The sequence below is a fragment of the Gandjariella thermophila genome (assembly GCF_005405885.1).
Classification (GTDB): domain Bacteria; phylum Actinomycetota; class Actinomycetes; order Mycobacteriales; family Pseudonocardiaceae; genus Gandjariella; species Gandjariella thermophila.
Map to the genome: position 1 here is coordinate 44,226 of NZ_BJFL01000002.1, position 20,380 is coordinate 64,605.

Annotated in this window: 17 protein-coding genes; 12 read left to right on the plus strand and 5 right to left on the minus strand. The window is 74.0% G+C overall.

Annotated elements, in window-relative coordinates; translation table 11 throughout:
- The first annotated feature begins 60 nt into the window (after positions 1-60).
- Entirely contained in the window at positions 61-2,361 is a 2,301-nt protein-coding gene (locus FFT21_RS02190) for a RelA/SpoT family protein (RefSeq protein ID WP_137812033.1), read from the plus strand.
- A 6-nt stretch (positions 2,362-2,367) separates the two neighbouring features.
- Here FFT21_RS02190 and FFT21_RS02195 read toward each other — a convergent pair whose 3' ends face one another.
- Positions 2,368-3,210, minus strand: a complete 843-nt coding sequence (locus FFT21_RS02195; RefSeq protein WP_137812034.1) for a peptidylprolyl isomerase — start codon at positions 3,208-3,210, stop codon at positions 2,368-2,370.
- A 142-nt stretch (positions 3,211-3,352) separates the two neighbouring features.
- Between FFT21_RS02195 and FFT21_RS02200 the strand changes: the two genes are divergently transcribed.
- From FFT21_RS02200 to FFT21_RS02210, 3 genes are read left to right on the plus strand one after another with little or no spacing between them, the layout of a single operon-like run.
- Complete coding sequence (locus FFT21_RS02200; protein WP_137812035.1) at positions 3,353-4,057, plus strand: MBL fold metallo-hydrolase; 705 nt, start codon at positions 3,353-3,355, stop codon at positions 4,055-4,057.
- Positions 4,058-4,068: 11 nt separating this feature from the next.
- Positions 4,069-5,331, plus strand: a complete 1,263-nt coding sequence (gene hisS, locus FFT21_RS02205) for a histidine--tRNA ligase (protein WP_137812036.1) — start codon at positions 4,069-4,071, stop codon at positions 5,329-5,331.
- Entirely contained in the window at positions 5,328-5,981 is a 654-nt protein-coding gene (locus FFT21_RS02210; RefSeq protein ID WP_137812037.1) for a hypothetical protein, read from the plus strand. Before hisS ends, FFT21_RS02210 begins: the two co-directional genes overlap by 4 nt.
- 73 nt (positions 5,982-6,054) lie before the next feature.
- Here FFT21_RS02210 and FFT21_RS30635 read toward each other — a convergent pair whose 3' ends face one another.
- Together FFT21_RS30635 and FFT21_RS29505 are read right to left on the minus strand one after the other, a co-directional pair.
- A complete protein-coding gene (locus FFT21_RS30635) occupies positions 6,055-8,076 on the minus strand; it encodes a YibE/F family protein (RefSeq protein ID WP_371856697.1) in 2,022 nt (673 codons plus the stop codon).
- 86 nt (positions 8,077-8,162) lie between these two features.
- Entirely contained in the window at positions 8,163-8,330 is a 168-nt protein-coding gene (locus tag FFT21_RS29505) for a hypothetical protein (protein ID WP_225978037.1), read from the minus strand.
- Positions 8,331-8,557: 227 nt separating this feature from the next.
- On the opposite strand from FFT21_RS29505, the gene FFT21_RS29510 reads away from it, so the two are divergent.
- Complete coding sequence (locus FFT21_RS29510; protein ID WP_225978038.1) at positions 8,558-9,187, plus strand: radical SAM family protein; 630 nt, start codon at positions 8,558-8,560, stop codon at positions 9,185-9,187.
- Between the two features lie 14 nt (positions 9,188-9,201).
- On the opposite strand, the gene FFT21_RS02225 is transcribed toward FFT21_RS29510, so the two are convergent.
- Complete coding sequence (locus tag FFT21_RS02225; protein WP_137812038.1) at positions 9,202-9,936, minus strand: SDR family NAD(P)-dependent oxidoreductase; 735 nt, start codon at positions 9,934-9,936, stop codon at positions 9,202-9,204.
- Between the two features lie 45 nt (positions 9,937-9,981).
- Positions 9,982-10,872 (minus strand): NAD(P)-dependent oxidoreductase, encoded by an 891-nt coding sequence (locus tag FFT21_RS02230; RefSeq protein WP_137812039.1) that lies wholly within the window; start codon positions 10,870-10,872, stop codon positions 9,982-9,984.
- Positions 10,873-11,070: 198 nt separating this feature from the next.
- Between FFT21_RS02230 and FFT21_RS02235 the strand changes: the two genes are divergently transcribed.
- The 7 genes from FFT21_RS02235 to FFT21_RS02265 are packed head-to-tail and all read left to right on the plus strand — an operon-like array spanning position 11,071 to position 20,155.
- Positions 11,071-11,700: a TetR/AcrR family transcriptional regulator gene (locus FFT21_RS02235; protein ID WP_137812040.1), complete on the plus strand. Its 630-nt coding sequence runs from the start codon at positions 11,071-11,073 to the stop codon at positions 11,698-11,700.
- On the plus strand, positions 11,697-12,485 hold the full coding sequence (locus tag FFT21_RS02240) for a TIGR03084 family metal-binding protein (protein WP_137812041.1): 789 nt from the start codon (positions 11,697-11,699) through the stop codon (positions 12,483-12,485). The genes FFT21_RS02235 and FFT21_RS02240 overlap by 4 nt, the downstream gene beginning before the upstream one ends.
- A complete protein-coding gene (locus tag FFT21_RS02245) occupies positions 12,482-14,179 on the plus strand; it encodes an acyclic terpene utilization AtuA family protein (RefSeq protein WP_137812042.1) in 1,698 nt (565 codons plus the stop codon). The genes FFT21_RS02240 and FFT21_RS02245 overlap by 4 nt, the downstream gene beginning before the upstream one ends.
- Positions 14,179-15,327, plus strand: a complete 1,149-nt coding sequence (locus FFT21_RS02250; RefSeq protein ID WP_137812309.1) for an acyl-CoA dehydrogenase family protein — start codon at positions 14,179-14,181, stop codon at positions 15,325-15,327. Before FFT21_RS02245 ends, FFT21_RS02250 begins: the two co-directional genes overlap by 1 nt.
- Complete coding sequence (locus FFT21_RS02255; RefSeq protein ID WP_137812043.1) at positions 15,324-16,925, plus strand: acyl-CoA carboxylase subunit beta; 1,602 nt, start codon at positions 15,324-15,326, stop codon at positions 16,923-16,925. The genes FFT21_RS02250 and FFT21_RS02255 overlap by 4 nt, the downstream gene beginning before the upstream one ends.
- A gap of 13 nt (positions 16,926-16,938) precedes the next feature.
- Positions 16,939-18,933: an acetyl/propionyl/methylcrotonyl-CoA carboxylase subunit alpha gene (locus FFT21_RS02260; protein ID WP_137812044.1), complete on the plus strand. Its 1,995-nt coding sequence runs from the start codon at positions 16,939-16,941 to the stop codon at positions 18,931-18,933.
- A 52-nt stretch (positions 18,934-18,985) separates the two neighbouring features.
- On the plus strand, positions 18,986-20,155 hold the full coding sequence (locus FFT21_RS02265; protein WP_137812045.1) for an acyl-CoA dehydrogenase family protein: 1,170 nt from the start codon (positions 18,986-18,988) through the stop codon (positions 20,153-20,155).
- Positions 20,156-20,380: the final 225 nt, after the last annotated feature.

Genomic DNA, 20,380 nt, shown 5'->3' on the forward strand with positions numbered 1-20,380 from the left:
TATCCGGGTCGGATGACACGGCCCGGACCGAACGCGTAACGCAACAGTCCGGGAGCGTGGGTGAGCCAGGATGTCGAACCCGCGGCGGCCACACCGCCGCTGAGCCCGCGACCGCCATCGGCGACACGGCGGGTACGGGCACGCCTGGCGCGCCGGATCACCGCGCAGCGCGCGGCGCCGGTGAAGCAGGTGCTCGAACCGCTCGCCGCGGTGCACCGCGAGCTGCACCCCAAGGCCGACCTGGCGCTGCTGCAGCACGCCTACGACGTGGCCGAGGAGAAGCACCGCGACCAGCGGCGCAAGTCCGGCGACCCGTACATCACCCACCCGCTAGCGGTCGCCACCATCCTCGCCGAGCTGGGCATGGACACCACCACGCTGATGGCCGCCCTGCTGCACGACACGGTGGAGGACACCGACTACTCGCTGGAGCGGCTGCGCGAGGACTTCGGCGACGAGGTGGCGCACCTCGTGGACGGCGTCACCAAGCTGGACAAGGTCAAGCTGGGCGCCGCCGCGGAGGCGGAGACCATCCGCAAGATGGTCATCGCCATGGCCCGCGACCCCCGGGTGCTGGTGATCAAGCTCGCCGACCGGCTGCACAACATGCGCACCATGCGTTTCCTGCCGCCGGAGAAGCAGGCCCGCAAGGCGCGGGAGACGCTGGAGGTGCTCGCCCCGCTGGCGCACCGGCTGGGCATGGCCACGGTCAAGTGGGAGCTGGAGGACCTGGCGTTCGCCATCCTGCAGCCGAAGAAGTACGACGAGATCGTCCGGCTGGTCGCCAACCGCGCCCCGTCCCGGGACATCTACCTGCGCAAGGTCGTCGCCGAGCTGTCCGCGCAGCTCGAGGAGGCCCGGATCGTCGCCCGGGTCGAGGGCCGGCCCAAGCACTACTACTCGATCCACCAGAAGATGATCGTCCGCGGCCGGGACTTCGACGACATCCACGACCTGGTCGGGGTGCGCATCCTGGTGGACGAGGTGCGCGACTGCTACGCCGCCATGGGGGTGGTGCACGCGCTGTGGCAGCCGATGCCCGGCCGGTTCAAGGACTACATCGCCCAGCCCCGGTTCGGCGTCTACCAGTCGTTGCACACCACGGTGATCGGCCCGGACGGCAAGCCGCTCGAGGTGCAGATCCGCACGCACGAGATGCACCGCACCGCCGAGTACGGCATCGCCGCGCACTGGCGTTACAAGGAGACCCGGGGCACGCACAACGGCAAGGCCGTCGAGGTCGACGAGATGGCCTGGATGCGGCAGCTGCTGGACTGGCAGCGGGAGGCCGCCGACCCGGGCGAGTTCCTCGAGTCGCTGCGCTACGACCTGGCCACCCGGGAGATCTTCGTCTTCACCCCCAAGGGCGACGTGATCACCCTCCCGGCCGGGTCCACCCCGGTCGACTTCGCCTACGCGGTGCACACCGAGGTGGGGCACCGCTGCATCGGTGCGCGGGTCAACGGCCGGCTGGTCGCGCTGGAACGGAAGCTGGAGAACGGCGAGGTCGTCGAGATCTTCACGTCCAAGGCGGAGGGCGCCGGCCCGAGTCGGGACTGGCTGTCCTTCGTCGCCTCGCCGCGGGCCAAGACGAAGATCAAGCAGTGGTTCGCCAAGGAGCGGCGGGAGGAGGCGATCGAGGCCGGCAAGGAGGCCATCGCCAAGGAGGTCCGCCGGGTCGGCCTGCCGCTGCAGCGGCTGGTCTCCGCGGACTCGATGGCCGCGCTGTCCCGCGAGCTGCGCTACCCGGACGTCAGCGCGCTCTACGCCGCCGTCGGCGAGGCGCATGTGGGCGCGCGGCACGTGGTCCAGCGGCTGGTCGCGCTGCTCGGCGGGGTGGAGCACGCCGAGGACGAGCTGGCCGAGCGCGCCACCCCGTCCACCATCACCCGGCGGCGCGGCTCCGGTGACGTGGGCGTGGTCGTCAGGGACGCCGGCGACGTGTGGGTCAAGCTGGCCCGCTGCTGCACCCCGGTGCCCGGCGACGACATCCTCGGCTTCGTCACCCGCGGCGGCGGGGTCAGCGTGCACCGCACCGACTGCACCAACGCCGATGACCTGCGGGCCTCCCCCGAGCGGCTGGTGGACGTGGAGTGGGCGCCGTCGTCGTCCTCGGTGTTCCTGGTCGCCATCCAGGTGGAGGCGCTGGACCGGCACCGGCTGCTCTCCGATGTCACCAAGGTGCTCGCCGACGAGCGGGTGAACATCCTGTCCGCGTCGGTGACCACGTCCCGCGACCGGGTGGCGGTCAGCCGGTTCACCTTCGAGATGGGTGACCCGAAGCACCTGGGTCACGTGCTCAAGGCGGTGCGCAACGTCGAAGGCGTGTACGACGTCTACCGGGTGACCTCGGCGTCCTGACCCGCGTCAGGGGGCCGCCATGGCGGCCTGCTGGACGGTCACCGGCAGCTTGGGCTTGCCGTCACCCTGGCCGTTGGATCCGTCGTCACCCGCCGCGGCGATCCTGTCGAGCACCTGCAGGCCCTGCGGCGAGATGGTGCCGAAGACGGTGTAGTCGGGCGGCAGCGTGGAGTCCGCGTACACCATGAAGAACTGGCTGCCGCCGCTGTTCGGCTGGCCGGTGTTGGCCATGGCGAGCACGCCGCGCGGGTAGGTCGAGCCCTGGCCCTTCGGTGAGGCCTTGAGGGTGGTCGGCTTCTCGTCCTTGATCGTGTACCCGGGGCCGCCGGTGCCCTTGCCGGTCGGGTCGCCGCACTGCAGCACCTTCAGCGCGTCCGCCGTGGTCAGGCGGTGGCAGGGGCTGCCGTCGTAGAACTTCGCCTGCACCAGGTGCGCGAAGTTCTGCACCGTGCACGGGGCCTCGGCCCGGTCCAGCGTGATCGGGATGTCGCCCTGGTTGGTCTTCAGGGTGACCGCCACGGTGCCCTGGTTCGGTGTCGGGTTCGGGTCGTCCGGCAAGCCCACCGGCTTGGCGGCGGGCTCATCAGGCGTCGCGGTGTACTTGCACGGGCCGCCGGTGGTCTGCGCCGACGGGGCGGTGCTCGGGGAGGGCGTCGGCGTGGCCGCCGCGCTGCTGTCGCCGTGACCCTGCGTGGTCAGGAAGTAGATGCCGCCGACCGCCACGACCACCACCACGACCGTGCCGACCACGCCGATCAGCCGGCGCCGTCGGGCCCGTTCCGCCCGCCGGGCGAGCTGGCGTTCCAGCTTCCGCTTGGCCGCCTCGCGGCGCTGCTCGTTGCTCGGCACGTGATGACTCCCCGAGATCGCACACTCGTAGCTGGGCGAAGTTTAGAGGCGTGGGGTGTGACCGCGGTGAGGGTGCACCCCGCTACGCTGGAGCAAGGTCCTTCTGCCCACCAACCATTCCTGCGGGAGCGGAGGTTCGCGCGTGCTTGTCGTCGGGTTCCCCGTCGGGGCCCTGCAGGCCAACTGCTACCTGCTGGCCACGGGTGAGGGGGAGGCGTGCGTCATCGTCGACCCAGGCCAGGACGCCGTCGAGCCGATCACCGAGGCGCTGCGCAAGCACCGGCTGTCTCCGGTCGCCGTGCTGCTCACGCACGGTCATTTCGACCACGTGTTCTCCGTGGCGCCGGTGTGTGACGGCCACGACGTGCCCGCCTGGATTCACCCGGACGACCGCGACCTGCTGGCCGACCCGCTGAAGGGGATCAGCCCGGAGACCGCGGCGTTCTTCGGCGGCAGGCTGGCCATGCGGGAGCCGGCCGAGGTGCGCGAGCTCACCGACCGCGCCGACCTGGACCTGGCCGGGCTCACCCTGACCGTCGACCACACGCCGGGCCATACCGGCGGGTCGGTGTGCTTCAGCGCCGGCACCGAGGAGGGCGGACGGATCATGCTGTCCGGGGACACCCTCTTCGCCGGGTCGATCGGGCGCACCGACCTGCCGGGCGGCGACCACGCACGCATGCTGGTGACGCTGCGCGAGAAGGTGTTGCCGTTGGACGATGACACCGTCGTACTGCCCGGCCACGGACCGACCACGACCATCGGCCGGGAGCGCGCGAGCAACCCGTTCCTGCTGGAGCTGCAGCGCGGAACGGGCGCGCCGGCCGCCCCACACCGAGGACTGTGACGTAACCGGCGATGAGCACGTTCAACGCCCCCAAGGGCATCCCGGAGTACTACCCGCCGCGCTCGGCGGCGTTCCTGGCGGTCCGCGAGACGCTGGCCGAGGCGGTCCGCCGGGCCGGCTACGGCTACATCGAGCTGCCGATCTTCGAGGACACCACGCTGTTCGCCCGCGGCGTGGGCGAGTCCACCGACGTGGTGTCCAAGGAGATGTACACCTTCGCCGACCGCGGCGGCCGGTCGGTCACGCTGCGCCCGGAGGGCACCGCCGGCGTGGTCCGCTCGGTGATCGAGCACGGCCTGGACCGCGGCCAGCTCCCGGTGAAGCTGTGCTACGCCGGCCCGTTCTTCCGCTACGAGCGCCCGCAGGCCGGCCGCTACCGCCAGTTGCAGCAGCTCGGCGTGGAGGCCATCGGGGTGGACGACCCGGCGCTGGACGCCGAGGTGATCGCCATCGCGGACGCCGGCTTCCGGGCCCTCGGGCTGACCGGCTACCGGCTGGAGATCACCTCGCTGGGCGACGCCACCTGCCGGCCCGGCTACCGGGAGCGGCTGCAGGAGTTCCTGCGCGACCTGCCGCTGGACACCGAGACCCGGGCGCGCGCCGAGCTGAACCCGCTGCGGGTGCTGGACGACAAGCGGCCCGCGGTGCGGGAGATGCTCACCGACGCGCCGCTGATGGTGGACCACCTCTCGGCCGAGTGCCGGGAGAACTACGAGCAGGTCAAGGGGTTCCTCAACGACCTCGGGGTGAAGTTCACCGAGAACCCGCGGCTGGTGCGCGGGCTGGACTACTACACCAAGACCACGTTCGAGTTCGTGCACGACGGCCTGGGCGCGCAGTCCGGCATCGGCGGTGGCGGCCGCTACGACGGGCTGATGGCCGAGCTGGGTGGCCAGCCGCTGTCCGGGGTCGGGTTCGGGCTCGGCCTGGACCGCATCCTGCTCGCCTGTGAGGCCGAGGGCCTGATGGTCGGCGATGAGGCCCGGTGCCAGGTGTTCTGCGTGCCGCTCGGTGAGGTGGCCAAGGCGCGGCTGGTCGCGGTGGCCGGTGAGCTGCGCGCCGCCGGGGTACGGGTGGACCTCGCCTACGGCGGCAAGGGGCTCAAGGGCGCGATGAAGGCGGCCGACCGGTCCGGCGCCCGGTACGCGCTGGTGCTCGGCGACCGGGACCTGGACGCCGGGGCGGTGCAGCTCAAGGAGCTGGCCAGCGGGGAGCAGCGGACCGTCGCCCTGGAGGGCGTGGTCACCGCGGTGCGGGAAGCGCTCGGCCGGTGAGCGGCGCGGCGCCCGGCGAGCCCGACGACCGGGTACCACTGGACCTGCTCGACGCGGCCACGCTGCACCGGCGGGCCCGGTTGGTCGGCGCGGGCGGGCTGATCGTGGCCGCCGCGTTTGGCGGGCTGGTCGGGTTGCTCGGCGGCCGGGTCGCGGGCGTGCTGGCCGCCGCGGTGGTCGCGGTACCGCTGCTGCTGCTCGCCTGGGGCGAGGCACGGCGGCGGAGCTGGCTGGCCGGCAGTGTGGTCACGGTGCGCGCGTTCGGCAGCCGGGTGGTGGACCTGCACCAGGCCGACCGGCTCGACCTGCTGGTTACCGACATGCGCGGCAGCCGCACGGTCGGCCTGCTTGCCGGGGGGCCACCCAGGGGAAAGACGGTGAACGTGGCGCTGGCCATGTACGCCGGATCAGGCGGGCGGGCGCTGGGCATCCTGCCGCTGCGCCGGCTGGCCGACGCGTTGGCCGGCACCGGCGACGCCCGCGGCCTGGTGCTCTCCGAGCTGCTGGTGGCCGAGCTGCGGGCGGAGGCGCGCGGCGAGTCGCTGGGCGACCGCCCGCTGTACCGGCTGGCCTCCCTGGCGCCGGCCGGTCGCCTCGCTCAGCGGCTGCACCCGGACGCCGTGTCCCGGTTCGTCGCCACCCTCGACTGATCGGCGGCCCGCGGCGCCGGTGGCTCGGCCGAGGTCCGTCCCGGCGCTCCGCGTTCCGTGGGGCCGCGCCGTCCTACGGCTCGCGGTAGCGGTGCCGCCGCGGCGGGCCGGGCTCCGGCCGGTCCTCCGGCGGCTCCGGGGGCCAGTGGTGCGCCGCGATCTCCTCCGAGGGTTCCCGGGGCCAGCGCGGGGCGTCGAACTCGTCGGGCGCCAGGCGCCCTCGTAGGGTCCCGCCGGGTCGCCCGCCGGGGGTCGGCCGACCGTCACCCGGTTCACCGGGACCGGGGGCGGTGCGCCGGTCCCAGGACGGCGGAGTGGCCGGTCCGGTTTGGCGGGGCGGCGTCTCCGCGTGCCGGGGAGCCTCGTCCCCGGGTGACGGTGGCTCCGGCGGCCACACCCGGTGGTCCTGCGGTCCCGGGCGGGTGCCCTCGCCGGCGTGCCACGCGCTGGTGTCGCCCCCGACCCGCCGGGTGCGCGACACGGCCGGGTCGGCGTCAGGTCGGGGTGGGGCACCGGTGGGTGGCCCGGCCTCCGGCCGCGCTCGGGCAGGTCCGCCGACATCCGGCCGTGCTCGGGACCGTTCGCGGGCGTCCGGCCACTCCCAGGAGCCGGTGTCCCGGCGGGTCCAGGAGGTCGCGGCCGCTCCGATCCTCCGTTCGGTGCCCGCCGGCGCGCGCTCCGGCCGCTGGCCGCGCGCGGTCGGCGGGTTCGCCGGGGCGGTGCGGGCGACCGAGGCGGCCGGCTCGGCGGCGCCGTCCGGCTCCGCCGGGACGGGGTCGCCCTGATCGGCGGTGTCCTCGTCGGGTTCCTCGTCGGGTTCCTCGTCGGCGGGTTCGATGCGCTCGTGGCTGGCCACCAGCGCGGCCAGCACCGTGGTGATGGGCACCGAGGCGACCAGGCCGATGCTGCCGACCAGGGTGCGCATCACCTCCTGGGCCACCGCCTGCACGCTCACCACGTCGCCGAAGCCGCGGCCGGAGACCGAGTAGGCCAGCAGCACCGGCAGCGCCGCGCCGGCGTAGGCCATGACCAGCGTGTTCACCGCCGAGGCGACGTGGTCCCTGCCGATGCGCAGGCCCGCCGCGTAGAGCTGCCGCCAGCCCAGGGCGGGGTTGGCCCGGCGCAACTCCCACACCGCGCTGGTCTGGGTGACCGTGACGTCGTCCAGCACACCGAGCGCGCCGATCACCACGCCGGCGAGCAGCAGGCCGCGGCTGTCCACCCCGTGGCCGAGCACCGCGATGAGGTTCGCGGTGTCCTCGTCCAGCCCGGTCAGCTTGGCCACCGCCGAGAACGCCACGCCCAGCGCGCCGATCAGCGCGAGGCTGACCAGCGTGCCGAGCACCGCGGTGGAGGTTCGGGCGGACAACCCGTGGGTCAGGTAGAGCACCGCGAACATGATCAGTCCGGCACCGACCACGGCGACCAGCACCGGGTCGTGGCCGGCCAGGATGGCCGGCAGCACGAAGAACACCAGCACCAGGAAACTCAGCACCAGGGCCCCCAGCGCGGCCAGGCCCTGCCAGCGGCCGAGCACCAGCACGGCGAGCGCGAACAGCAGCGCCAGCGCCACCAGCGGAACGCCGCGCTGGAAGTCGACGATCTCGTAGGAGTCCGGGCTGCCGGGGTTGCTGCCGTTGTAGGCGAGCACCACGTGGTCGCCGACGGAGAAGCGCGGGGTGCTCGGCTCGATCGGCACCGGTTCGGTGACGCTCTGCCCGGCGGCCACGCCATCGGTCATCTGCACGGTCACCAGCAGGCACTGCTTGCCCTGCGGGTCGGCGTTGGCCGTGTCGGCCGGCGGGCCGGTCGGCGCGCCGACGTGCGAACTGGCCCCCGGTGTGCAGCCGCCGGTGACGACCGCGATGACGTCGCCCTTCACCGGCACCTGGTGGGCCAGGTCGGAATTGGCGGTCGGGCGCTTGCCCCACGGGTAGAGCAGCAGCGCGCCGGCCACGGCGGCCAGCGCGCACGGCAGCAGCAGCACGACGAGCAGCCGGCGCACCCGGCGGGATGCCGGTGGGGCCGGCGAGTGCCGGTGGCCGTGCCCGTGCTGCGGAGCGTTCCGCGGGCGGCTGGCGGGGTCGCTGTGCACCCGCACATCCTGACGGCTCACCGCCGCGGAGTCACACTTGACCAGACCTCGAACTGGTGTTCGAATGAGGGCGTGCGATGGGACGGTCAGCGGACGGACCGGGACGACGAGCCCGCCCTGCTCGGGCTGCCCGGGCTGGTGCGCACGGTGCGCACACCGGAGTTCGACGGGGTCACCTTCCACGAGGTGCGGGCCCGTTCCGTGCTCAACCGCGTCCCCGGCTCGTCCCCGATGCCCTTCCGCTGGACGGTCAACACTTTCCGCGGATGCGGTCATGGGTGCGTTTACTGCTTCGCCCGCAACAGCCACACGTACCTGGATTTCGACGCGGGTAGGGACTTCGACAGCCAGGTGGTGGTGAAGGTCAATGCGGTGGAGGTGCTCACCGCGCAGCTCCGCTCCCCGCGCTGGGCCCGGGAGCACGTCGCCATGGGCACCAACACCGGACCCGTACCAGCGGGCCGAGGGGCGGTACCGGCTGATGCCGGGGATCATCCGGGCGCTGGCCACCTCCGGCACCCCGTTCTCGATCCTCACCAAGGGCACCGTGGCAATGCGGGACGTGCCGCTGCTCGCCGAGGTCAGCAGGGACGTTTCGGTGGGCATGGGGGTGTCCATCGCGCTGCTGGACCGGGACCTGCAACGCAGCGTGGAGCCGGGCACGCCCAGCCCGCAGGCCCGGCTGGAGCTGGTGCGCCGGATCCGTGCGGCCGGCCTGGACTGCGGCGTGTTCATCGCGCCCGTGCTGCCCGGGTTGACCGACGGCGAGGAGGATCTCGACGCCCTGCTCGCCGCGGTGGCCGATGCTGGGGCCACCGGCGTGACGGTGCTGCCGCTGCACCTGCGGCCGGGCACCCGGGAGTGGTTCGCCGCCTGGCTGCGCCGGGAGCATCCCGCACTGGTGCCGCGCTACCGCGAGCTGTACGCCCGGGGCAGCTACGTCGACAAGGGCTACCGGCGCTGGCTGTCCGGTCGGGTGAGCCGGTTGCTGCGCCGGCACGGGCTGGACCGCGCCGACCGGGATACCGGGGACACCTGGCCGGACGGCAGCCTGCCCTCGGGCACACCCGGACCGGTGCGCGTCGACCAGGAGCAGCTCACCCTGCTGTGAGCCGGGCCCCGTCCTCAGGCGCCGCCGTTGGCGGGCACCACGGCGCCGGAGACGAAGCTGGCCAGGTCGCTGACCAGGAACAGCACCACGCCGGCGATCTCCTCGGGCTCACCCACCCGGCCGAGCGCGGCGCGCGCGGCATACATGCCCCGGCGTTCCTCGGTCAGCCCGGCCATGTCGGTGTCCACCAGGCCGCAGCTGATCGCGTTGACCCGGACGCGGCGCCGGCCGAGTTCGCGCGCCGCGGACCGGGTCAGCCCGATCAGGCCGGCCTTGGCGGCGGCGTAGTGCGCCTGCGCCGGCGCGCCGGTCTCGGCCAGCCCCGACCCGATGTTCACCACCGACGCGCCGTCGGCGAGCAGCGGCGCGCAGTGGTGCAGCACGAGGAAGGGCGCGGTGAGGTTGGTGTCCAGCAGCCGGCGCCACTCGTCGGTCGGCAGCCGCTCGATCGGCGCGCGGCCGGTCGCGCCCGCGTTGTTGACGATGATGTCCAGGCCGCCGAGCGCGGACCGGCACTGCTCGGCGAGCCGCGCCACCTCCTCCTCGCGGCGGAGGTCCGCCTGCGTCACCAGGTGCGCGACCCCGGTCTCCTTCAGCTCCCGCTCCAGGCTCGCCGCCGCGTCGCCGTCGCGGCGGTGGCAGGTCACGATGTCGACGCCCTGGCCGGCGAGCGCCAGGACGATCGCCCGGCCGATGCCCCGGGTGCCGCCGGTCACCAGGGCGCGGCGGCGGTCGAGATTCAGATCCACGCGGACCCCCTCACGTGCCGGATGCTCCCCGTGCCGCCCCACGCCTCACCGCTCGCCGACCGCCTCGGCCGCGCCGACCATCCGGATCACCGCGGCGCAGTCGTCGTCGCCGTAGCCACGGTCCACCGCGGCCTGGTGGGTCCGGCTGGCCGCCTCGGTCACCGGCAGGCGCAGCCCCGCGCCGGCCGCCTGCGCCACGGCCAGCGCCAGGTCCTTGGCCATCAGCCGGAGCCGGAAGTCGGGGTCACCGAACCGCGCGCTGGCCAGCCGGCTCGCCTTGAACGCCATCACCGGCGCGGCGAACCCGCTGTGCGCGATCGCGTCGAGCACCACCTGGCGATCCAGCCCCCCGGCCACGCCGAGTTCGGTGGCCTCGGCCATGGCCTGCAGTTCCACCCCCATCAGCAGGTTGAGCAGCAGCTTCAGCCGCATCCCGGTGCCCAGCGGACCGACGTGCACGACCTGCTTGCCGAGCAGGTCCAGCAGCGGCCGGGCGGCGGCGAGCACCGATGCGTCACCGCCCACGTAGAGCCGGAGTTGCCCGGCGCGGGCGTGCTCGCGGTTGCCCATCATGCCGACGTCCAGCACGCCGGACGCGCGCCGGGCCAGTTCCGGGACGTCATCCGGGGAGACCGTGCTCGCGCACAGCAGGATGCCCGGATAGCCGCCGTCGGCGAGCACCCCGTGCCGGCCGAGCAGCACCCCGTCCAGCGCCTCGCCGTCGGCCACCGCGACGATCGTCGCGCCGGTGCCGGCGGCCGCCTCCACCGGGGTGGCGGCGACCGCCGCGCCGCGCGCGCCAAGCGGTGCGGCACGCTCCGGCGACCGATTCCACACCCGCACGGACGTGCCCGAGTCGAGCAGCCGCTCGGCGAGCCCGGCCCCCATCACGCCCAGCCCGAGCATGGCCACCGGCCGGTCCCATACCGCGGTCATCCGCCGTCCCCCCGTGAGTCGCCTGCCGGCACGGACACCGCACCGGGCCCGCCGCCTCCGGGACGTGGGGTGCCCCGCGCCGGGCCGGGCCACACCTGGCTCCCCGGATGGGGTGAGGCCGGCCGGGTGGCGACCACCGCGCCAGCCCACTAACAAACAGTCTTGACTGTTTGTTAGTGGTCCGGAACACTCGGCCGCATGGCGGCCGAGACCAGGCAGCGGCAGGTGGACCGCAGCCGGGAGACCAGACGCAAGCTCATGACGGCCACGGTGGAGTGCCTGGTCGAGCGGGGCTGGGCGGGCACAACGACGACGTTGGTCGCGGAGCGGGCCGGCGTCTCCCGCGGCGCGCAGCTGCACCACTTCCGCACCCGCGGCGAGCTGGTCGCCGCGGCCGTCGAGCACGTCGGCGTGCAGAGCGCGCACGAGCTGCGGGAACGGGCCGCGGCGTTCGACTCCTCGGCCGACCGGACCAACGCCGTGGTGGAGCTGATCGCCAACTTCTTCGCCAGCGACCTGTTCACCGCCGCGCTGGAGCTGTGGGTGGCCGCGCGCACCGACCCGGAACTGAAGCGGCTCGTCGTGCCGCTCGAGGCGCGGGTGGGCCGGGAGTGCCACCGGATCGCGGTGGAACTGCTCGGCGCGGACGAGAGCCGGCCCGGGGTGCGGGAGGCGGTGCAGGCCACGCTCGACCTGGCCCGTGGCCTCGCGCTCGCCAATCAGCTCACCGATGACAGCCGGCGGCGCGGGCGCATCGTGCGCCAGTGGGCGACGATGCTGGACGCGGCGCTGCGCGCGGGTGAACCCGGGACGGGGGACCAGCCATGACGGACCTCGCCGCCCTGCAGCACGACCTGGCCGAGGAGAGCGCCGAACTGGACGCCCTGGTCGCCGGGCTGGAGTCGCCGGCGTGGGCCACGCCGACCCCGGCCGAGGGGTGGACCGTCGCGCACCAGATCGCGCACCTGGCCTGGACCGACCGGGTCGCGGTGCTCGCCGCCACGGACGGCGCCGCCTTCGCCGAGGTGCGCAAGGCCGCGATGACCCACCCCGACCTGGTGTCGCGCACCGCCGAGGAGGGCGCCGGGGACCCGCCGGCCGAGCTGCTCGACCGCTGGCGCACCGGCCGCGCCGCGCTGGCGGACGCGCTGCGCGCGCTGCCGCCCGGCACCAGGCTGCCCTGGTTCGGCCCGCCGATGAGCGCGCCGTCCATGGTCACCGCTCGGCTGATGGAGACCTGGGCGCACGGTCAGGACGTGGCCGACGCGCTGGGCGCGCACCGCCGGCCGACCGCGCGGCTGCGGCACGTCGCCCACCTGGGCGTGCGCACCATGGCGTTCGCGTTCGCGCTGCACGGCCTGCCCGAGCCGGACCGCCCGGTGCGGGTCGAGCTCACCGGCCCCGGCGGCGAGCCGTGGACCTGGGGCCCGGAGGACGCCGAGGACCGGGTGACCGGACCCGCGCTGGACTTCTGCCTGCTGGTCACCCAGCGCCGGCACCCCGACGACCTGGCCGTAATCGCGGTCGGTGAGCTGGCCCGGCGCTGGCTGCCGATCGCGCAGGCGTTCGCCGGCCCGGCCGGCGCCGGCCGGAAGGCGGGGCAGTTCGGATGACCCCTGCCCCACTTCGGATCGGCAACGCCTCCGGGTTCTACGGCGACCGGTTCGCCGCCGTGCGCGAAATGCTCGAGGGCGGCCCGCTGGACGTGCTCACCGGCGACTACCTCGCCGAGCTGACCATGCTCATCCTCGGCCGGGACCGGATGCGCGACCCGGACGCCGGCTACGCCCGCACCTTCCTGCGGCAGATGGAGGAATGCCTCGGGCTCGCGCGGGACCGGGGTGTCCGGGTGGTGACCAACGCCGGCGGCCTCAACCCCGCCGGCCTGGCCGCGAGGCTCACCGAACTGGCCGACCGGCTCGGCGTGCCCGCCCGGATCGGGTACGTCACCGGGGACGACCTCCGCGAGCGTGCCGGAGAGCTGGGCCTCGGCGAACCGCTGACCGCCAACGCGTACCTGGGCGCGTGGGGCATCGCGGAGTGCCTGCGCGGCGGCGCCGACGTGGTGGTCACCGGGCGGGTCACCGACGCCTCGCTGGCGGTCGGCCCGGCCGCGGCGCACTTCGGCTGGCGACGGGACGACTGGGACGCGCTGGCCGGCGCCACCGTGGCCGGGCACGTGCTGGAGTGCGGGGCGCACGCCACCGGCGGCAACTTCGCGTTCTTCGGCGAACTGGCCGACGCCAGCCACCCGGGGTTCCCCGTCGCCGAGGTGCACGCCGACGGCTCCGCGGTGATCACCAAGCATGCCGGCACTGGCGGGGCGGTCACCGTGGACACGGTCACCGCCCAACTGCTCTACGAGATCGCCGGCCCCGACTACGCAGGCCCGGACGTGGTCACCCGGTTCGACACGATCCGGCTCAGCCCCGACGGTCCGGACCGGGTCCGCGTCGACGGGGTGCGCGGCGCACCGCCGCCCGGTGAGCTGAAGGTCTGCCTGAACACCCTCGGCGGGTACCGCAACGCCACCACGTTCGTCCTCTGTGGACTCGACCTCGACGCCAAGGCCGCGCTGGTGCGCCGTCAGCTCGAGGGTGCCGTCGGACCGGGCGGGCTGACCTGGACGCTGGCCCGCACGGACCGCGAGGACGCGGACACCGAGGAGACCGCGAGCGCGCTGCTGCACGCCACCATCCGAACCCCGGACGCCCAGCGCGCCAAGGCGTTCTCCCGGGCGGCGATCGAACTGGCCCTGGCCTCCTACCCGGGGTTCCACGTCACCGCACCACCCTCGGACGGCTCGCCGTTCGGCGTGTACTCCGCCGGATGGGTACCGCAGCAGGAGGTCCGGCACGTCGCCGTGCTGCCGGACGGTTCCCTGGTGGACGTTCCGCCGCCACCGTCCACAGCGGACGTCCAGCGCCGGGAGACGGCGCCGCCGGAGCCGCCGCCGGCCGGGCCGACCAGGTGGGTACCGCTCGGCGCGGTGGCCGGGGCACGCTCCGGGGACAAGGGCGGCGACGCCAACCTGGGCGTGTGGGTGCGGTCCGAGCCCGCCTACCGCTGGCTCGTGCACCACCTGACCGTGGACCGGCTGCGCGTGCTGCTGCCGGAGACCGCGCCGCTGGCCGTCGACCGGCACCTGCTGCCCAACCTCCGGGCGGTCAACTTCGTCGTCCACGGGCTGCTCGGCGACGGCGTGGCGGCCAGCACCCGGTTCGACCCGCAGGCCAAGGCGCTCGGCGAGTGGCTGCGTTCCCGGCACGTGGACGTTCCGGTGTCTCTTCTGGACGGTCAACCGTGATCGGCGCGGTGTTCGACACCCCGGAACGCCGGCAGCTGCGGGCCACCGTGCGCCGCTTCGTCGAGCGTGAGGTGCGCCCGCACCTGGAGGAGTGGGAACGCGCCGGGGAACTGCCCCGCGAGCTGCACCGGCGCACCGCCGAGGTGGGTCTGCTCGGCGTCGGCTTCCCCGAGGCGGTCGGCGGCTGCGGCGGCGACCTGCTGGACACCGTGGTGCTCACCGAGGAACTGATCCAGGCCGGCGGCTCGTCCGGGCTGGTCGCCGGGCTGCTCACGCACGGCATCGCGCTGCCGCACATCGTCGACTCCGGGAACGCCGACCTGATCGACCGGTTCGCCCGGCCCACCCTGGCCGGCGAACGGATCGGCGCGCTCGCGGTCACCGAACCGGACGGCGGCTCGGACGTGGCCGCGATCCGCACCACCGCGGTCCGCGACGGTGACCACTACGTGATCAACGGTACCAAGACGTTCATCACGTCCGGCTGCCGCGCCGACTGGGTCACCACCGCGGTGCGCACCGGGCCGCCCGGCCACGCCGGGATCAGCCTGCTGGTGGTGGAGCGCGGCGCACCAGGGTTCACCGTCACCCGCCGGCTCGCCAAGATGGGCTGGCACTGCTCGGACACCGCCGAGCTGTCCTATGTAGACGCCCGAGTGCCGGCGGCCAACCTGGTCGGTCCGGAGCACGAGGGCTTCCCTGCGCTGATGCGGCAGTTCCAGGTGGAGCGGATCTCGCTGGCCGTGCAGGCGTACGCCACCGCGGCCCGCTGCCTCGACCTCACGCTCGGCTGGGTGCGGGCGCGGCGGACCTTCGGCCGGCCGCTGGTGTCCCGGCAGGTGGTGCGGCACCGGCTGGTGGAGATGGCGCAGCGGATCGATCTGGCCCGCACCTACACCCGGGACGTGGCCACCCGCGTGGCGGCCGGCGAGGACTGCGTGGCCGAGGTGTGCCTGGCCAAGAACGCCGCGGTGGACGCCTGCGCGTTCGTCGTGGACGCCGCCGTCCAGCTGCACGGCGGCGCCGGCTACCTGCGGGACACCGAGGTGGAGCGGCACTACCGGGACGCGCGGATCCTCGGCATCGGCGGCGGGGCGAGCGAGGTGCTCACCGAGTTGGCGGCGCGACGGATGGGATTCACCGGATGAGCCAGGTACTGAGGTCCACTGTGGACATCGACTCGCCGGCGTACCGGGAGAACGAGGCGGCGATGCGGGCCCGGCTGGCCGAGTTGGCAGCGGAGCAGGCGAAGGCGCTTGCCGGCGGCGGCGAGAAGTACGTGCGGCGCCACCACGATCGCGGCAAGCTGCTCGCCCGGGAACGCATCGAGCTGCTGGTCGACCCGGACTCGGCGTTCCTGGAGCTCTCCCCGCTGGCCGCGTGGGGCACCGACTTCCCGGTCGGCGCCAGCGTGGTCACCGGGATCGGCGTGGTCGAGGGTGTGGAATGCGTGATCGTCGCCAACGACCCCACCGTGCGCGGCGGCACCAGCAACCCGTGGACGCTGCGCAAGACGTTCCGCGCCAACGACATCGCGGTGGCCAACCGGCTGCCGGTCATCAGCTTGGTGGAGTCCGGCGGCGCGGACCTGGCCACCCAGAGCGAGATCTTCATTCCCGGCGGCCGGCTGTTCCGCGACCTGACCCGGCTGTCCGCCGCCGGGATCCCCACGGTGACCGCGGTGTTCGGCAACGCCACCGCGGGCGGCGCCTACGTGCCTGGCATGTCCGACTACACGATCATGGTGAAGCAGCGCGCCAAGGTGTTCCTCGGCGGGCCACCCCTAGTGAAGATGGCCACCGGCGAGGAGGCCGACGACGAGGCGCTCGGCGGCGCGGAGATGCACGCCGGCACCTCCGGCCTGGCCGACTACCTGGCCGAGGACGAGGTAGACGCGCTGCGGCAGACTCGGCGGGTGGTGGCCCGGCTGAACTGGCGCAAGCAGGGTCCGGCGCCCGCGGCCCACCCCGCTGAGCCGCGGCACGACCCCGAGGAACTGCTCGGCATCGTCTCCGCCGACCTGCGGGTGCCGTTCGACCCGCGCGAGGTGATCGCCCGGATCGTGGACGGCTCGGAGTTCGACGAGTTCAAGCCCCGCTACGGCACCAGCCTGACCACCGGGTGGGCCGCGGTGCACGGCTACCCGATCGGCATCCTGGCCAACGCGCGGGGCGTGCTGTTCAGCGAGGAGTCGCAGAAGGCCACCCAGTTCATCCAGCTCGCGAACGCAAGTGACACCCCGCTGCTGTTCCTGCAGAACACCACCGGGTACATGGTCGGCGCCGACTACGAGCAGGCCGGGATCATCAAGCACGGCGCCATGATGATCAACGCGGTGGCGAACAGCCGGGTGCCGCACCTGACGATCGTGATGGGCGCCTCCTACGGCGCCGGCAACTACGGCATGTGCGGCCGGGCCTACGACCCCCGCTTCCTGTTCAGCTGGCCGAACGCCAAGTCGGCGGTGATGGGGCCCGCGCAGCTCGCCGGCGTGCTGTCCATCGTGGCCAGGCAGGCCGCCGCCGCTCGCGGCCAGGACTACGACGAGGACAAGGACGAGGCCATGCGCCGGATGGTGGAGGAGCAGGTGGAAACCGAGTCGCTGGCCCCGTTCCTGTCCGGCCGGCTCTACGACGACGGCGTGATCGACCCCCGGGACACCAGGACGGTGCTCGGCATCTGCCTGTCCGCCATCCACAGCGCGCCGGTGCGGGGCGCGGACGGCTACGGCGTCTTCCGGATGTGAAAGGACCGCCACGGTGATCAGTCGCCTGATGGTTGCCAACCGGGGGGAGATCGCCCGCCGGGTGATCCGCACCTGCCGCGCCCTGGGCATCTCCCCGGTGGTGGTGTGCTCCGACCCGGATGCCGACGCGCCGTTCGTCGCCGAGGCGGATGCCGCCGTCCGGCTGCCCGGCGCCAGCCCGACCGAGACCTACCTGCGGGCCGCCGCGCTGGTGGCCGCGGCGCGGGCGGCCGGCGCGGACGCCGTGCATCCCGGTTACGGGTTCCTGTCGGAGAACGCCGCGTTCGCCCGTGCCGTGCTGGACGCCGGGCTGACCTGGGTGGGCCCCGACCCTGACTGCATCGAGGCGATGGGCTCCAAGATCGCCGCGAAGAAACGGATGGCCGCCGCCGGAGTTCCGGTGCTGCCCGAACTGGACCCGGAGTCGGTGACCGAGGACGACCTGCCGGTGCTGGTCAAGGCGTCCGCCGGGGGCGGAGGCCGCGGCATGCGAACGGTCCGCTCGCTCGCCGACCTGCCCGGTGAGCTGGCCGCGGCGCGGGCCGAGGCGGCGTCCGCGTTCGGCGACGGCGCGGTGTTCTGCGAGCCGCTGCTCACCGGGGCGCGACACGTCGAGGTGCAGGTGCTCGCTGACGCGCACGGCACGGTGTGGGCGCTGGGCGAGCGGGAGTGCTCCATCCAGCGGCGGCACCAGAAGATCGTGGAGGAGACGCCCAGCCCCGCGGTGGACGCCGGCATCCGCGCGCGGCTGTGCGAGGCAGCGGTCACCGCCGCCCGCGCCATCGGCTACGTCGGCGCCGGCACCGTCGAGTTCCTGCTGGACGACCAGGGCCGGTTCCACTTCCTGGAGGTCAACACCCGGCTGCAGGTGGAGCACCCGGTCACCGAATGCGTCTACGGGATGGACCTGGTGGCCTGGCAGCTTGCCGTCGCCGAGGGGGAACGGCTGCCCGCCGAGCCGCCCGCGCCGCGCGGCCACGCCATCGAGGTCCGCCTCTACGCCGAGGACCCGGCGCACGACTGGCGGCCGGCCAGCGGGCGGCTGCTCCGCTTCGAAGTGTCCGATGTGGACGCCGAGTTCGCGGTGCCGCCGTCGTACGGGCTGCGGCTGGACGCCGGTGTGGCCAGCGGCAGCGAGGTCGGCGTGCACTACGACCCGATGCTGGCCAAGGTGATCGCCTGGGCGCCGAACCGGACCGCCGCCGCTCGCCGGCTGGCCGCCGCCCTGGCCGGCGCCCGCGTTCACGGGCTCACCACCAACCGCGAGCTGCTGGTGAACGTGCTGCGCCACCCCGAGTTCCTCGCCGGCCGCACGGACACCGCCTTCCTCGACCGGCACGGCGTCGCCGCGCTCGCCGAGCCGCTGGCCGGCCCGGACGCGGTGCGGCTTTCCGCGCTGGCCGCCGCGCTCGCCGAGGCCCAGCGCCGCCGTGCCACCGCCCGGGTGCAGCGCACCGTGCCAGCCGGCTGGCGCAACCTGCCGTCGGCGCCGCAGCGGGTCGCGTTCCGGCACGCGGAGTCCATCGTGGACGTCGAGTACCGGCTGACCCGGGACGGCCTGGCGAGCAATGTGCCCGGCGAACCCACGCTGCTGTCCGCCACCGAGGACCAGGTGGTGCTGGACGTGGCCGGCGTGCGGCACCGGTTCGCCGTCGCCGGCTATGACACCGGCGACGGCCGGCTGGTCGCGGTGGACTCGCCCCTCGGGCCGGTGTCGCTGGCCACCGTGCCGCGCTTCCCCGACCCGGACGCCGTGCTGGCCGAGGGCGCCACCGTGGCGCCGATGCCCGGCACCGTGCTGCGGGTCGCGGTGCGCGAGGGCGACCGGGTGGACGCCGGCGCGGAACTGCTGGTGCTGGAGGCGATGAAGATGGAGCACCGGGTCACCGCGGCCGCCTCCGGTGTGGTCACCGAACTGCCGGTCCGGCCCGGCCAGCAGGTCGACGCCGGCACGGTGCTCGCCGTCGTGTCGGACCCGCACCCCGAGCGGGACGTCGAACGGCCATGAGCGGGAACGAGCGGTCGCGGTCGCGCGCGAACTCGCGGAAGAGGAGGCGTCGATGAGTCAGCCGAACGGGTTCACCGAGAGCGAGGAGCGGCTGGCGTTGCGCGCCGCCGTGGCCGACCTGGCCGGCCGGTACGGGTCCGGCTACTTCACCGCGAGGGCGCGGGCCGGGGAGAAGACCACCGAACTGTGGGCCGAGGTCGCCAAGCACGGCTACCTCGGCGTCGCCGTACCGGAGGAGTTCGGCGGCGGGGGCGGCGGCATCGGCGACCTGGCCGCGGTGTGCGAGGAACTGGCCGCCGCCGGTTGCCCGCTGCTGCTCATGGTGGTGTCCCCGGCCATCTGCGCCACGGTGATCAACCGCTACGGCACGGCGGCGCAGCGGCAGCGTTGGCTGCCTGGGTTCGCGGCGGGCACCACGAAGATGGCGTTCGCCATCACCGAGCCGGACGCCGGGTCCAACGCGCACCGGCTGGCCACCACGATCCGCCGGGACGGGGTGGACTGGGTGCTCTCCGGGCAGAAGGTGTTCATCTCCGCGGTGGACGAGGTCGAGGCGGTGCTCGTGGTGGCCCGGCACGTGGACGCCAGCGGGCAGCGACTCCAGCCGTCGCTGATGATCGTGCCCACCGGCGCGCCCGGCTTCAGCTACCACTCCATCGAGATGGACATCCTCTCCCCGGAGAAGCAGTTCACCCTGTTCTTCGACGACGTGCGGCTGCCCGCGGACGCACTGGTCGGCAGCGAGGACGCCGGACTCGCCCAGCTCTTCGCCGGGCTCAACCCGGAACGGATCATGGCGGCCTCGTTCTCCACCGGCGTCGCCCGGCACGCGCTGGCCAAGGCGACCGACTACGCGCGCACCCGCGCCGTGTGGGACGCGCCGATCGGCGCGCACCAGGGGCTGGCGCACCCGCTGGCGCACTGCGCGGTGCAGGTGGAACTGGCCCGGCTGATGACACAGAAGGCCGCGGCGCTCTACGACGCGGGGCAGGACAAGGCCGCCGGCGAGGCGGCCAACATGGCCAAGTACGCCGCGGGCGAGGCGTGCGCCGCCACCGTCGACCAGGCCATCCAGGTGCACGGCGGTAACGGCATGACCAGCGAGTACGGGCTGGGGGCGATGCTGGCGGCCTCCCGGGTGGCCAGGATAGCGCCGGTCAGCCGGGAGATGATCCTGAACTTCGTCGCCGCACACACGCTCCGGCTGCCGAAGTCGTACTGACAGCCTGTTCCGGAACTGGACTGACCTGCGGTGACGTGGATGGGAACGTGCCAGGGCGAAGCCCCGCGATCGCGGGGCGGGGCGCCTGGTCAGGCACGACCGGAGTGCCGGGTCCCGATCGCGCCCGGCGACGCAATCGCGGCGCGCGTTCCGGAGCCAACACTGAGAGACCGTTGCCAACCAGCTCGGCAGCCCGGCAAGGCGATCATGGCGCGCGTGCCCGGA